This is a genomic window from Phytohabitans sp. LZ39 (assembly GCF_059359075.1).
This window is the reverse complement of the sequence record NZ_JCADBM010000009.1, coordinates 138,009-151,963: the sequence shown is the minus strand read 5'-3', so window position 1 is coordinate 151,963 and position 13,955 is coordinate 138,009. Positions and strand designations below refer to the sequence as shown.

The 13,955-nt window shown below is 72.2% G+C and carries 13 protein-coding genes; 6 read left to right on the top strand and 7 right to left on the bottom strand.

Going from position 1 to position 13,955, the window contains the following annotated elements; all coding sequences use genetic code 11:
- Positions 1-9: 9 nt before the first annotated feature.
- Entirely contained in the window at positions 10-3,036 is a 3,027-nt protein-coding gene (locus AC5L36_RS19230) for a glycoside hydrolase family 9 protein (protein WP_441217971.1), read from the bottom strand.
- Between the two features lie 197 nt (positions 3,037-3,233).
- On the opposite strand from AC5L36_RS19230, the gene AC5L36_RS19225 reads away from it, so the two are divergent.
- Together AC5L36_RS19225 and AC5L36_RS19220 are read left to right on the top strand one after the other, a co-directional pair.
- Positions 3,234-3,959 carry a PP2C family protein-serine/threonine phosphatase gene (locus tag AC5L36_RS19225; RefSeq protein ID WP_441217969.1) on the top strand — a complete coding sequence of 242 codons (726 nt, stop codon included), beginning with the start codon at positions 3,234-3,236 and terminating at the stop codon, positions 3,957-3,959.
- Between the two features lie 34 nt (positions 3,960-3,993).
- A complete protein-coding gene (locus AC5L36_RS19220) occupies positions 3,994-4,680 on the top strand; it encodes a hypothetical protein (protein WP_441217967.1) in 687 nt (228 codons plus the stop codon).
- Positions 4,681-4,689: 9 nt separating this feature from the next.
- Here the strand turns inward: AC5L36_RS19220 and AC5L36_RS19215 are convergent, their stop codons facing one another.
- The gene (locus AC5L36_RS19215) at positions 4,690-4,953 is read right to left on the bottom strand and encodes a YciI family protein (RefSeq protein WP_441217965.1); all 264 of its coding nucleotides are present in this window, start codon (positions 4,951-4,953) and stop codon (positions 4,690-4,692) included.
- Between the two features lie 51 nt (positions 4,954-5,004).
- Between AC5L36_RS19215 and AC5L36_RS19210 the strand changes: the two genes are divergently transcribed.
- Positions 5,005-5,688 carry a Crp/Fnr family transcriptional regulator gene (locus AC5L36_RS19210; protein WP_441217963.1) on the top strand — a complete coding sequence of 228 codons (684 nt, stop codon included), beginning with the start codon at positions 5,005-5,007 and terminating at the stop codon, positions 5,686-5,688.
- Here the strand turns inward: AC5L36_RS19210 and AC5L36_RS19205 are convergent.
- Entirely contained in the window at positions 5,627-5,884 is a 258-nt protein-coding gene (locus AC5L36_RS19205; protein WP_441217961.1) for a UBP-type zinc finger domain-containing protein, read from the bottom strand. The two genes, AC5L36_RS19210 and AC5L36_RS19205, sit on opposite strands and share 62 nt — an antisense overlap.
- Positions 5,885-5,963: 79 nt before the next feature.
- Positions 5,964-7,529: a Na+/H+ antiporter gene (locus AC5L36_RS19200; protein ID WP_441217959.1), complete on the bottom strand. Its 1,566-nt coding sequence runs from the start codon at positions 7,527-7,529 to the stop codon at positions 5,964-5,966.
- 139 nt (positions 7,530-7,668) lie between these two features.
- Here AC5L36_RS19200 and AC5L36_RS19195 point away from each other — a divergent pair, with 139 nt between their 5' ends.
- A complete protein-coding gene (locus tag AC5L36_RS19195; protein WP_441217957.1) occupies positions 7,669-8,520 on the top strand; it encodes an SGNH/GDSL hydrolase family protein in 852 nt (283 codons plus the stop codon).
- On the opposite strand, the gene AC5L36_RS19190 is transcribed toward AC5L36_RS19195, so the two are convergent.
- Positions 8,492-9,211 carry an EcsC family protein gene (locus AC5L36_RS19190; RefSeq protein ID WP_441217955.1) on the bottom strand — a complete coding sequence of 240 codons (720 nt, stop codon included), beginning with the start codon at positions 9,209-9,211 and terminating at the stop codon, positions 8,492-8,494. The genes AC5L36_RS19195 and AC5L36_RS19190 overlap by 29 nt on opposite strands.
- A 71-nt stretch (positions 9,212-9,282) precedes the next feature.
- On the bottom strand, positions 9,283-10,158 hold the full coding sequence (locus AC5L36_RS19185) for a peptidase M23 (RefSeq protein ID WP_441217953.1): 876 nt from the start codon (positions 10,156-10,158) through the stop codon (positions 9,283-9,285).
- Between the two features lie 1,062 nt (positions 10,159-11,220).
- Here AC5L36_RS19185 and add point away from each other — a divergent pair.
- Positions 11,221-12,192 carry an adenosine deaminase gene (gene add, locus AC5L36_RS19180; RefSeq protein WP_441217951.1) on the top strand — a complete coding sequence of 324 codons (972 nt, stop codon included), beginning with the start codon at positions 11,221-11,223 and terminating at the stop codon, positions 12,190-12,192.
- A 33-nt stretch (positions 12,193-12,225) separates the two neighbouring features.
- Positions 12,226-13,152: a proteasome assembly chaperone family protein gene (locus AC5L36_RS19175; protein WP_441217949.1), complete on the top strand. Its 927-nt coding sequence runs from the start codon at positions 12,226-12,228 to the stop codon at positions 13,150-13,152.
- 45 nt (positions 13,153-13,197) lie between these two features.
- Here the strand turns inward: AC5L36_RS19175 and AC5L36_RS19170 are convergent, their stop codons facing one another.
- Positions 13,198-13,950 carry an ROK family protein gene (locus tag AC5L36_RS19170; protein WP_441217948.1) on the bottom strand — a complete coding sequence of 251 codons (753 nt, stop codon included), beginning with the start codon at positions 13,948-13,950 and terminating at the stop codon, positions 13,198-13,200.
- Positions 13,951-13,955: the final 5 nt, after the last annotated feature.

Genomic DNA, 13,955 nt, shown 5'->3' with positions numbered 1-13,955 from the left:
GTCGATCTTTCAGCTACAGGTGGCGCCGTTCAGGGTGAACAGGCCGGGTGACGGGTTGGGTCCGCCGGTCGTCGCGTTGAAGCCGAACGTCTTCGACGCGCCCCGTTCGATGCGGCGATTGTGCGACTGGTTTCGGGCCGTGACCGTAGCGCCGGACTGGGTGGTGTCGGCCAGCCAGGACTGGGTGACCTTCTGTCCACCTAGGAACGCCCAGCGCAGCGCCCAACCGTCGATCGCCGTGGTGCCGGTGTTGGTCACCGTGACCTGCCCGGTGAACCCGCCGGTCCAGGTGCCGTGCACCACGTACGAGACGCGGCAGCGGGTCGCCGGCGCGGGGCCGGCCGCACCCTGGTCGGCCAGGAAAGAGGCCACCCAGGCGAGCGCCGAGTTCCAGTTGATCGCCACCTCGTTGGTCGCGTACGACTCGATGTGGTCGACGTAGCAGAACATCGGCTGGCAACCGTCGAGCAGCTGCTTGGCGTACGGGTCGTCGAGGCTGGCGTTGGCCCCGCCGGCGATCGAACCGGCCGGCGGGTGTGGCAGCGAGGCGTCCGCCTGGTTGGCGAAGATCCGGCTGTGCTGGTTCTGCGACGCCTTCTCGCCCCACCCGGTCACATAGGACTGGTTGAGCGCGTTGCGGCCGAGGATGTAATCGATGCCTTGGACCGCGCCGTCCCGGTACTTCGCCGCGCCGGAGAGGTCGAACGCGGTGGCCAGCACGACCATGTTGTTGAGGATGTTGCTGTTGGCGCCCCAGAAGTAGGCGCCCCGGTTGCCGGGCATCGGCAGGCCGTACGCCTGGCCGGCCTGGATGGTCAGGTACGCGTCCGCGGCGGCGAGCACCGAGGCGCGCAGCCGGTCCCGGTCGGCGGCCGGCAGTCCACTCGGGACGGTGGCCAGGTCGAGGCGGCCGAGCGCGGCGGTGCTGCCCCAGCCGAAGCCGTTCGGGCCGAAGACGTCCGCGCTGGTGTGGTGCGGTGACGCGGTCACGTCCGACAGGTACGGCGCCTCGCCCGTGGTGAGGTACAGCTCGGCGGCCGCCCAGTAGAACTCGTCGCTCACGTCGTTGTCGCTGTAGGTGCCGCCACCGGTGCCGTCGTTCGGGTCCGCGTACACCGCCGGGTTGGCCTTGGCCGCCGCGTACGCCGTCTTCGCCGCGGTCAGCGCCGTGGCCGCGAACGCCGCGTCGTACGGCGCGAAGAGCCGGGCGCCCTGCGCGGCGGTGGCCGCGAGGTTGAGCGTGGCGGCCGTCGACGGCGCGTGCAGCTCGCGCTGCTGCGGGTCGTCCTCCGGCTGCATCGGGATGCCGGTCCAGTTGGCGTCGTGCATCTTGTGGTGCGCCATGCCGGCGAGCGGCCTGCCGGCCGGCACCTGCATGCGCATGAGGAACTCCAGCTCCCACCGGGCCTCGTCGAGCACGTCCGGCACGCCGTTGCCCCGCTCGGGTACCCGCAGGGTGCTGTCGGCCAGGGCCGCGCCCCCGCCGGCGGTCGGGGCGGTCTTGGTCCGCTCGAACGAGCTCAGCAGCTGGGCGGTGGCGATGCCGCCGTTGACGACGTACTTGCCGTGGTCGCCCGCGTCGTACCAGCCGCCACGCACGTCGAGGCGGTAGTCGCAGACGCCGGCCTGGCAGGGCACGTCGGTGTCGCCCTTGTTGGGTGCCACGCCCAGGTGGCCGGCCGGGCGGGCGTACTGCTCACCGATCAGCGCGCCGTCGATCGCGATGCCGCTGCGCTGCGCGTAGAAGAACTGGAGCGAGTCGGATCGGAGCTGCTTGAAGACGTCCGCGGCGATGTCGAACGGGTGGCTCGTCTCGCCGTCGGCGGTCAGCGTGTAGCCGGTGCCGGCCGTCGTGAACGAGCCGAAGTCGACGGTGTGCACGTTCTGCCCGGAGGCCTGGTCGGTGCCGCGCGGTGTGGTCTGGCCGCTGGCCACGACCGTGCCGCCGCTGTCCTTGAGCTGCCACGGCAGCGCCTCGGTGGCGGTCGTGACGACCGTCGCGCCCTTGGGGCCGGACGGCAGGTAGCCGACCTGGTTGACCCGCACCCGCGGGCCGGTGTCCGGCACGTACGGCGGCTCCTCTTCGCCGCCGAGCAGCGAGACGTTGTCCAGGCAGAGCGTGTACGCGGCCGCGTTGGCGCCGACCTGGAACACGACCTGCGCCTGCTCGGTGTCGACCGGCGAGGTGAAGGTGAACTCCAGGTGCTGGGTATCGCCGGTCAGCGGCACGTCCCGGCTCAGGAACGCGGTGAACGGGTCCACGCCGAGCTGCACCGCCGCGCGGACGGTGGCGCCCGGCGCCGCGCTCGCGTCGAACGAGAACGTGTACGCGGAGCCGGCCAGCAGCGGGACGTCGTTCTGCCCGATGCCGGCGTCCCACGGGTTGGCCAGGCCGCCGGGCACCTCGGCGCAGAGCCGGCCGTCGGTGACCGCCGTCGAGGTGGTGCCGTACGAGAACCAGCCGGCGGTGCCGTCGTTGAAGTCACCGTTTTCGACCTGCTCGGGGTCCCCGCCGGCGGTGGTCTCGCTGGTCAGCGACACGCCGTCGAGGCAGAACGTGAACGCGTCGGCCGAACCGCCGAGCTGGAAGGTGAAGACACCGTTCGTCGAGTCGATGTTGCCGTCGAACTCGTACACGAAGGTCTGCGGGGTGGCGGTGAGGGCGACCTCGCGGGAGAGGGCCGTGGTGAACGGCGTCTCGTTGAGCTGGACGTTCGCGCGGACGGTGACCGGCGCGGTCGCCGAGGCGGTGAAGGTCAGCCGGTACGCGTCGCCGTCGACCAGCGGGATGTCGCCGTGGCCGATGGCGGCGTCCCACGGGTTGGCCTGGCCGGCCGGCACCTCCGCGCAGAGGCGGCCGTCGACGGCGGAGATCGGGGTGTTCTCGGTGTTCCACCAGGGCGCGGTGCCGGCGTCGAAAGTGCCGTTGTCTATGTGCTCGACCTCTTCGGCGTGGGCCGCGGCGGTGAGTCCGGTGGCGATCAGCACGGCGGCCGCGAGGACCGCGAGGATCTTGGGGGTGGGGCGTCGGGTCACGGCGGATCCCTTCAAGATTGGGAGCGCTCCCATAGGGCACCGATGTTGCCAGCGCGTTTCGCTGATGTCAATCGATGTCTTGGGATGCCGCCCAGTCTCGTAAGGGCCGCCGGAACAAAAAGGAATTTAGCCGCGTAGTGGGCGCGAGCGGTGATCTACTGGAGACATCCAAACGTCGGCCTGGCAGGCTCCCAGCCATGACCCTGAAGCTGCGCTACGCGGCGGTGAGCGATACCGGCCTGATCCGGAGCGCTAACCAGGACTCGGTGCACGCCGGGCCGCGTCTCCTCGCCGTCGCCGACGGCATGGGTGGCATGGCCGCCGGCGACCTCGCCAGCCGCATCGTCATCGAGTCCGTGGCGCCGCTGGACCGGGAGATTCCCGACGACGGGTTGATCGACGCGATGCGCGAAGCGCTCGACACGGCCAACGGCCGCATCCGCGAGGCCGTGGCCGAAGACCCGAGCCGCGACGGGATGGGCACCACGCTCACCGCCGTCCTGTTCACCGGCACCGCCCTGGCGCTGGGGCACGTCGGCGACTCCCGCGCGTACCTGCTCCGCGAGGGCCAACTCCAGCAGATGACCCGGGACGACACGTTCGTGCAGATGCTCGTCGACGAGGGTGTGATCACGCCGGAGCAGGCCAGCCACCACCCCCGGCGGGCGGTGGTCACCCAGGCGCTCCAGGGCGGCGAGGCCAATCCCGCGTACACCTTCATGCGTCCCACCGCCGGCGACCGCTGGCTGCTGTGCAGCGACGGCCTGTCCAATGTGGTCAGCGCGGAGACGATCGGCGAGACGCTGGGCGGATACCCGGAGCCGCTGGAGTGCGCGCGGCGGCTCGTCGACCTGGCGCTGCGGGCCGGCGGCCCGGACAACATCACGGTCGTGATCGCCGACGTGGTCGAAGAAGAGGCGTAGCCCCTGGATGCGCTGAACGGATACCGTTCCGTCCATGCATCCCGGCTCGCCACCGCCGCCCCCAGCACAGGTCGGTGCCACCCTGCCACTCCTCGTCGGCGGCTTGGCCCTGCTGCTGATCGCCGGCATCATCGCCGGCGCGGTGCTCATCTCGTCCAGCCTGGACGACGGCGGCGGCCCCGGGCTGTCGGTGGCGTCCTCGCCGTCCGCCGCCTCACCCGCACCCAGCGACGCGCCGCCCTCCGGGTCGCCGTCCCCGTCGCCCTCTCCGGAGCCGTCCACTTCGGAGGATCCACTGCACGACTCCTGCCTGATCGGCACCTGGCAGGAGACCTCGCACGACTCGGACACCACGATCGACGGTGTGAAGATGCGGCTGCACAGCTGGGGCGCCACCCAGCACTTCAAGGCGAACGGCACACTCACGGTCGACTACGGCGACGGCAACAACGCCCGCGCGAAGGTCAACAACCGCACGTACGAGATGATCCTGTCGGGCATCCTGACGTACAACTGGCAGACCAACCAGGGCCAGATCCTCTACAGCAACGCCAAGGGCCTCGGCACGGTGGTGTACAAGCAGAGCGGCCGCGAAACCGGCCGGTCGTCGCTGAGCGGCTCGATCGACCCCGAGCGGTACACGTGCAGCGGCGACTCCCTGCGCCAGTTCGGCCCGACCTGGACGATCGAGCTGCGGCGGCTCAACACGGCACCGCTGTAAAAGGCGCGTCTAAGCCGGCACGAACGGGTGCCACTCGCGGACGCTGACGACCGCGACGCCCGGCGTCGTGAGGTAAGGGTCGGCCGCGAGCTTGTCGCGCACGGCCTCCTCGTCCGGCAGGTCGAAGACGATCACCGCGCCGGAGTCGTCGGCGAGCGGGCCGGCCATCGGCACCGTGCCCCGCTCGTGCAGGCTGGCCAGCAACCGCCGGTGGGCGGGGCGGGCGGCCAGGCGCTCCTTCGTCGGGGCCAGGCTGAGTTCGACGATCCACATGTTTCGGCACGCTACGGCCGGGGCGGGTCGGGGCGCTGTATCACTGGATACATGACCTTGCTCGGCACGATCCCCGCGTTCGCGGCGCTGTCCGCGGAGGCGCTCGGCGCGCTCTCGGCGGCGAGCCGTCCGGTGTCGTACCCGCCGGGGGCGGTGATCCCGCGCGACGGCGCCGTGCTCCTGCTGCTGAGCGGCGTGGTGGTGGGCGCGCACACGAACTCAGCCGGCGCCGAGGTGTGGCCGGCCCGCTGGGAGGCGCCGGCGATCGTCGACAAGCCGGCCGCGCTCGCGCCCGCCGCCGGCACGCTCGTCGCCGCCACCGCATGCCGCGGCCGGCGCCTGCCGGCGGAGGCTTTCATGCGCCTCCTCGACGACGAGCCGGCGGTACGCCACCATGTGCTCGCCCGCCTCGCCGCGGACGCCGCCGACCTGCGGCAGCGCCTGGCCGAGACGGCGACGGTGCCGGCGCTCGGCCGGGTGGCGGGCTGGCTGCTGGCCACCGGTGCCGGGCCGGGCGAGGTCGCCTGGCGCGGCTCTCAGGAGTCGCTGGCCCGCCTGCTCGGCCTCAGCCGCGTCACGGTCAACCGCGCCCTCCGCCGGCTGACCCGCGCGTCAGCGGTCGCGGTGACGGCCCGAGGGGTCGTCCTGCTCGACCGCGCCGAGCTGGAGTCGATCAGCCCAGCTGCTCGTCCACGAAGCACCAGCGCCAGTCCTCACCGGGCTGGAAGGACTTGATCACCGGGTGGCCGGTGTCGCGGAAATGCGCGCTCGCGTGCTTGGCCGGCGAGGAGTCGCAGCAGCCGACCCGCCCACAGGTGAGGCAGAGCCGCAGGTGCACCCAGTCGCGGTGACCGGCCTCCAGGCAGTCCTGGCAGCCCTCCGTGCTCTGCGGCTCCACCAAGGTGGCCTCGGCGAGGTGCGTACAGGCCATCCCTACCACGCTCCGTCGCTCGGCGCTCGTCCGCCGTCGTGGTCGAGGCCCGTAGCCTCGCGACTCCCGCTCATCAAACTCAGTCCTCCGTCGTTCGCTGCAACAAAGACTCCTCCAGGTCCAGATCGCGCTGGGCCCGGCGGAGCACCTCCTCGGCGATGCGTCCCTCGTCGCGGGCGTTTCGGAACACCTCGCGCTCCGCGTCGATCATCTCGCGGCGCAGCCGACCATACGCCCGGGACGGCGTTTCCGCCGCGCCACCCAGCCGTTCCCACGCCTTGTTCACCCGGTGGTCGGCGAGGTCGCGCAGCCGCTCCACCGTCGCCGCCGGCGCGCCGTCGGCGAGCGCCTCCAGCCGCTCGCGGGCGGCGCGGCTGGCCGCGTTCTGGACGGCGGCCTCGGCGAGCGTGTCCTGGGTCGGATCGTCCGGCGGCACCCGGAAGCGCCGCGCGTACCAAGGCAGGGTCGCGCCCTGGAGCACCAGCGTCACCACGATCACCGCGAACGCCAGCCACACGAACAGCTCCCGCGGGTAGGCCACCTCGCTGGTCTCGGGCAGGGCCAGCGCGGCGGCCAGCGTGACCACGCCGCGCATCCCGGCCCAGCCGATCACGGCCGGGTAGCTGGCCGAGGGTACGGGATCCCGCTGGCGCGTCCGCGGCACGAGGCGGGCGGCGTACGTGGCCGGGAAGATCCACACAAACCGCACCGCGATGAGCGTGAACACGACCACGGCCGTGATCCAGATGACCTCGCTCCACGGGGTGTCCAGCTCCTGCACGATCTCGCGGAGCTGGAGCCCCACGAGCAGGAAGACCATTCCCTCCAACAGGAACCGGGCGATCCGCCAGAACCCGTCCATCTGTAGCCGGGACGCCGCCGACATCAGCGTCGGGAACCGGTGGCCGAGATAGAGTCCGGCGAACACCACCGCCACGACACCGGACGAGTGCGCCGCCTCGGCGGGCAGCATGATCAGAAATGGCGTGAGCAGCGACAACGCCGTGTCGATCAGCGGGTCCTTGATCCGCTTGTGCAGGAAGGCGATCACCAGCGCGCCGACCGCGCCGATGGCGATGCCGCCGCCGGCGGCGCGTACGACGTCGATGGTCACGTCGAAGAAGCCGACCGCGGCGCCGGTGGCGGCGGCCACCGACACCCGCAGCAGCACCAGCGCCGTGGCGTCGTTGATCAGGCTCTCGCCCTCGAGGATCGTCACCAGCCGGCGGGGCAGCCCGATCCGCCGCGCCACCGCCGTGGCCGCGACCGCGTCGGGCGGGGCGACCACCGCGCCGAGGGCCACGCAGAGCGCGTACGGCACCTCGGGCAGCAGCAGGTGCAGCACGGTGCCGACCGCGAACGCGGTGAAGATGACGAGCCCCACCGCGAGCAGCAGGATGGGCCGCAGGTTGAACCGGAACGCCGGCACCGACATCTCGATCGCGGCCACGTACAGCAGGGGCGGCAGGATGCCGACGAGCACGAGCTCCGGCTCGAGGTGCACCTCGGGCGCGAACGGCAGGAACGACATGCCGAGCCCCACGATCACCAGCACGATCGGCGCCAGCAGCCCCAGCTTGCGGGACAACGCCGTGCCGATCACCGCGATCGCCACCAGCGCGACGATCTCGCCCAGCCCATCCATGCGCAGAAGCTTATGCGGCCGTCCGCGTGTCATCGCCGCCACGCGGGCGTTCCGCGAAAGCGGGCCCTGGCACAGGCGGGCGGTCCGTTAGAGTAGTCAGGCCATTGCTGTCCGCTACCGAGACTTCGGGGATGCCGCGATGCGCCAACGCTGGACGACTGCCGTCCTCGCCCTTACCGCGATCCTGGCCCTGGCCTGCGAGGAGGGCGGTGCGGGCGGGCGGCCGGGAGCCACGACGAAGCCGGCCAACACCGACCTTCCGTCGTCGATGGCCGCGATCGGCGACTCGATCACGGCCGGGCTCGGTGCCTGCATCACGTACAAGGGCTGTGGCCGCCAGTCGTGGTCGACCGGCGAGAGCGGCCTCGTCGACAGCCACTACCGGCGGCTGCGCGACGACAACAAGGCGATCAAGGGCAACGCGCACAACTACGCCGTGCCGGGCTCCCGGGCGGCCGACCTGCCGGCACAGGCGGACAAGGCGGTCGGCGCCAAGGTCGAGTACGTGACGCTGCTCATCGGCGCCAACGACATCTGCCGCGCCAGCGTGGCCGACATGACGCCGGTCGCCGACTTCCGGCAGAGTCTCGACGCGACGCTGCGCCGCCTCAAGAAGGGGCTGCCGAAGGCGCGCGTGCTCGTGGTGAGCGTCCCCGACCTCAACCGCCTGTGGGAGATCGGCCACAAGGAGCGGCGCGCGGTGAAGGCGTGGTCGCGCGGCACCTGCCCGGCGCTGCTGGCCAACCCGACCTCCACCTCGGCGGAAGACACCGGCCGGCGGGCCGCGGTCGCCAAGCGGGTCGACGCGTACAACGGCCAGCTCGCGGCCGCCTGCAAGGCGTACGGCAACCGGTGCCTCTACGACGGCGGCGCGGCACACCGGGTCCGCTTCAGCCTCGACATGATCAACCGGGTGGACTGGTTTCACCCCGACTCGGACGGGCAGAGAAAGCTGGCCGAGGTCACCTACCCTCGCCGCTTCGCTGCCTAGGCACGGTTGGGCGATACAGCGCCTGGGTGCGCCGGGCCAGCTCTTTGGTGGCCGCCGAGTTGGCCCAGGTGCCGAAGACGACGCCGGCGCCCGGCACCACCTTGGCGACCATGCGCTTCGCGGCGCCGACACCGGCCATCTGGGCCAGCTTGACACCCAGCCGCAGAAACGTGCGCCCGGCGGCGGCCGGCTGGCCGAAGAGCGCGCCGGCCCGCTCGCGTCCCGCCGCCACTCCCAGCGCGAGCCGCGCGGTCTCGGCGACCTTGTGCACCTTCTGGAGGACGAGCAGGTCGGTGGCGCGGTCGTGGTGGGTCGGGTCGATCCCGTACGCGGCGGCGACGTGCAGCACCATCCGGGCCTGGGTCCAGGCGAGCACCCCGACGTCGACCACCGCTCCGGGCAGGCCGGCCGCGCCGGAGACCGCGCCGGACAGGCGGGCGAGGTTGACGAAGCGGCGCGTGGCACGGCGCGCCAGCTCGTCGGGGTGTACGTCGGGCTGCCGGGCCCGGGACTGCTCGGCCCAGCGCTTGGCCTCGGGGCCGAGTCGCCGCACCGCCTCCAAGGCGAGGTGCTCCGGCGCGTACTGCGGGTCGCTCTTCATGCGGTCCCACAAGCCGGCTGGCGGCTCGGCGGGTCCGTCTTCCGCGGTGGGGTCCTCGGACGCCGCCGTCGGCGGCTGAGGTTCGGTCACGGATGCCTCCGGGGGGCGAGGGGGGTCGTTCCATAGTGCCCGGAGGAAACCACCCCTCGCCCGTCCCGGAGTCAGCCGTTGGCGACGCCCTGCTGGATCAGCGACTTCACGACGGCGGTCGCGGCGCCCTCGTGCTTCGCGTATGCCTCGGGGAACGCCGAGACCTGCACCGCCTGCGCGGCGTACGTCAGCGGCATCCGGTCCCACCCCGGCACCTGGAGCAGGCCCTGGTAGAACTTCGTCGCCGCGTACTCCGGCTGCATCAGGCTGGCCACCGGGCCCCAGCCGGTGCTGGTGCGCTGCTGGAAGAGGCCGACCGAGTCGTGGTCCGCGCCGGTGCCCTGGTGCGGGTAGCGCTTCGACTCGGGCAGCACCTCGCTGGCCCGGTTGAGCAGCGTGCTCTCCTGCATCGCGGTGGCCACCGCGATGACCATGCCGCGCTGGGGCACGCCGTTCTTGGCGCCGGCCCGCACGATCGCGGCGGCGTTGTCGGTCTGCACCTGCGACAGGCCGGCGGCCGGGGTGAGCTTGGCGGGCGCCTTCTTCGGCGCCGCCTTCGGTGCGGCGGGGGCCTTGGCCGCCGGCTTCTTCGCGGCGGCACCGTCCTTCGTGGACTTCTTCTGGTCCGCGCCGGCCGCCTTGGCCGACCCGGCCTCGGCCCGCTCGGCGCGAGACACCGGCGCCTCGGCGGCCTCGGCCCGCTGCGCCTCGGCGTGCGCCGCGGCCACCGGGGAGAGGGCGGTCACCGGGCCGCTGGTGGCGGCGCCGGTCTCGGCGAAGGCGGCGAAGCCGAGGAGGCCGATGATGCCGGTGGCCACGCCGACCCGCACCCTGCGGGTGTTCAGCTGGTCGCGGATCTGCGACCAGTCGCGGGTGCGGAGCCACGCGGGCGCATCGGCCGCCCACTGCTTCGCGCGCTCCTCGACTACCGAGGGCAACGTCCGCATCCATGACGGAACGTGAACGCGGCGTGGGGCTCGGTGCCTTACGGGGGACCCGCCATCAGCCGAACGGTTAGTGCTGGCTGCGGCGGCGGACTGGGGGTTCTTCGTGTCGTCGTCACGCATCCAGCGAGGTTAGACAGTGCTTCTCGCGATCACACACAGTGATTTTGTGAGGCCGGCCACTTTGTTAGCCCAGCAAACCAGTCACCGAGCGTCACGGATGGGGCATCGGGCAATAACCTCGCCAGACCGGCAAGTCGGGTATGCCCAAAGAGTCATGACAAGACAGGAGATATCCTCCAAGATCGATGATCAAAGAGCGACATACCTCGACCTCCTCCGTTCGGCCGAGCCCCCCTCAACCCCGGAAAACCCGTCCGGGGGAACGGATTCAACACCGCGTAGTCACCCTTGGACACACCGTAGCGGAGGCGCCTGAGGCCACGCGCAAGAAAATTTGAGCTACCGCGATGTCCGCCGTGGTCCAGACCGCTGCTCCCGCGGCCTCACCCGTCCGCTGTTGGTCAAGCTGCGGACCTTGACATCCGAGACGCGCGGCTGACCGGACCGGCAAGGGTCCACGCCCCGCGGGAATCGCTTGCCCGCACAGGCTGGGCCGTCCTCGCCGGTCACCGCCTGTGACGCAGCGCCAGCAGGCTCAGTTGAGAACTTCCAGATCTAGGACAGTTAGGGTCGATATGGCGCCCTAACTCTCCAAGATCTCGAATCGTGGCCCGCGCGGACGACGGCGGCGGTTACCCACGGCAACGAAGCCTCCGCTTCGATCTCCCGCCGCCTGGACGGTAACAGGCATTGTGGACAAACACCGCCGCCCCCGACGGCGCGGGCCGCGGCCTCACCCGTGCGCGGCTGGTCAAGGGCGTCGCGGAGCGACGCCTCGGTCTTGTCTCGCGCACCTGGCAGCGGAGGTCGGGGATCTCGGCTCGCCCCGCGAGCCGCCGGCCGCCGCGGTCTCCGGCGGGAGCAGCGGTCCGCAGGTGACGCGGGCCCGGGAAATCCGCTCGTGAAAAGCGGCACGACACGACCAGCTCTAGGGTCGGACGTGTGCGGGATCTTCGACGGCTGCCGAAGGCCAATCTTCACCTCCACCTGACCGGCTCCATGCGCCCGGCAACGCTGGCCGACCTGGCCGACCGCTACGGCGTGCCGGTGCCGCCGCCGCTGACGCCGGGGATGGCGCACGGGTGGGCCGCGTTCCAGACCCGCTACGACGCGGCGCGCGCCGCCGTGCGTACCGCGGACGACGTCGCCCGTCTCGTGGCCGAGGCCGCCGCGGGCGACGCGGCCGATGGCGCGGGCTGGCTGGAGCTCCAGGTCGACCCCACCTCCTACGCGGAGCGGCTCGGCGGCCTGGAGCCGGTGGTCGAGGCCGTGCTGGCCGGCGCCAGGGGAGGCCGGACCGGCATCGTCCTGGCGGCGAGCTGGACCCGCCCGCCAGAGGTGGCGGTGGAGGTGGCGCGCCTGGCCGCCCGGTACGCCGGCGCCGGCGTCGTGGGCTTCGGACTGTCCAATGACGAGCGGCGCGGGCGGGTGGCCGACTTCGCGCCGGCGTTCCGGATCGCGGCGGAGGCCGGGCTGCTGGCCGTGCCGCACGCGGGCTTCTACGAGCCGGCCTGGCACGTGCGCGACTGCGTGACCACGCTCGGCGCCCGCCGCATCGGGCACGGCCTCAGCGCCGCCGCCGACCCGGCCACGCTCGACCTGCTCGCCGCGGAAGGCGTCGCGCTGGAGGTGTGCCCCACGTCATACCCTCCGCTCGGCGTCATCGCCGACTTCGCCGCCCTCCCCCTGCGTACCCTGCTCGACGCCGGCGTCCGGGTGGCCCTCGGCAGCGACGACCCGCTGCTGTTCCCGGGCGGCCTGCACCGGCAGTACGAGATCGCCCGGCACGAGCTGGGCTGCACCGACGCGGAGCTCGCGGTGCTGGCCCGGCATTCGGTGGAGGCCTCGGCGGCGCCGGCGGAGGTGCGGCGGCGGCTCGCGGCGGGAATCGACGCCTGGGTCGCCGGGGTTTAATAACGGGTAGACCGTTTGTCCCGAGGAGGACTGGTGCTCGATCCGCATGGCCTGTACGAGCTGGCCGACGACCTGCCCGACCTGGGCCGGCCGGTGCTGGTCCAGGCGCTGAGCGGCTTCGTCGACGCAGGTAACGCCGTCCGGCTGGCGCGTGAGCACCTTCTGGAGACCCTCGAGTCGCGGCCGGTGGCGACATTCGACATCGACCAGCTGCTCGACTACCGTTCCCGCCGCCCGCCGATGATCTTCATCGAAGACCACTGGGAGTCGTACGAGGCGCCCAAGCTCGAGCTGCACCTCGTGCACGACGACGCCGGCACCTCGTTCCTCCTGCTCACCGGCCCCGAGCCCGACCTTCAGTGGGAGCGGCTCGTGGCGGCGCTCACCGAGGTGGTCGCGCGGCTCGGCGTGCGGCTCACCGTCGGGCTCAACGCGATCCCGATGGCCGTGCCGCACACCCGGCCCACCGGCGTCACCGCACACGGCACCCGCCGCGAGCTCGTCGCCGGCTACGAGCCGTGGCTCCAGCGGGTGCAGGTGCCGGGCAGCGCCGGCCACCTGCTGGAGTTTCGCCTCGGTGAGAAGGGGCACGACGCGATGGGCTTCGCCGCCCATGTGCCGCACTACCTCGCCCAGGCGGAGTACCCCCCGGCCGCCGAGCAGCTGCTGACCTCGGTCTCCAAGTCGACCGGCCTGCTGCTGCCCACCGAGGGCCTGCGGCAGGCGTCCGAGACCGTGCGGGCCGACATCGACCAGCAGATCGCGCAGACCGCCGAGGCGGCTGAGCTGGTGCGGGCGCTGGAGGAGCAGTACGACGCGTTCACCCGCGGCCGCCAGCGCGGCGCCAACCTCCTCGCCGACAGCGGCCCGCTGCCGACGGCCGAGGAGCTGGGTGCCGAGCTGGAGCGCTTCCTGGCCGAGCAGGGGAAGTCGGGAGACTCAGGCCCTAGCGCGCCGTGATCAAAGCTCCTCTCGAGCCGTTCCAACGGCTTGGAGGAGCTTCGATCACGGACGGGTCAGTGACCAGGCGCGCACGCCGCCGATGATGCCGGCGGTGTTGGGCACGACCACCACGTCGTCGCCCATCCGGGTGAGCTGCTCGGGGCGGATCCGGCGGGCGTTGCCGCCGCCGATGTAGAGGCGGTCCCACAGGAAGACCGGCCGCAGCCCGTCGACGATCGCCCGGATCCGCCGCGACCAGAAGGCGTCGCCCAGACGGCGCCGCTCGTGCTCACCGATGTACGTGTCGTAGCTCATCCCCCACCGCACCGGCGCCTGGGAAAACTCCAGGTGCGGCGCGAGGATGCCGCCGTCGAAGAGCGCACAGCCGAGCCCGGTGCCGAGCGTGAGCACCAGCTCCAGCCCGGTGCCGGCGACCACGCCGGCGCCGTGCACCTCGGCGTCGTTGAGCACCAGGGTGGGCAGGCCGAGCGCGTCGTTGAGCGCGGTGCGGGCGTCGAAGCCGGACCACTGCGTGACGAGGTCCGGGTCCACCTTGGTACGCGGGCCGTTGCGGGTCACGTAGTGCGGCGTCGCCACCACCACGCCGTGCCGGATCATCCCCGGCATGCCGACGGTGGCCCGGTCGGCGGTGGGTAGCTTGCCCGCCAGGTCGCCGAGGGTCTGCACGAACAGGGTCGGCGGCAGCGGGTACGGCGTGGGCACCCGCACCGGCTGGGCGCGCATCGTGCCCGCCTCGTCCAGCACGGACGCCTTGATGCCGCCCCCGCCACAGTCGATCGCCAGCGTGGTAGTCACCCCGC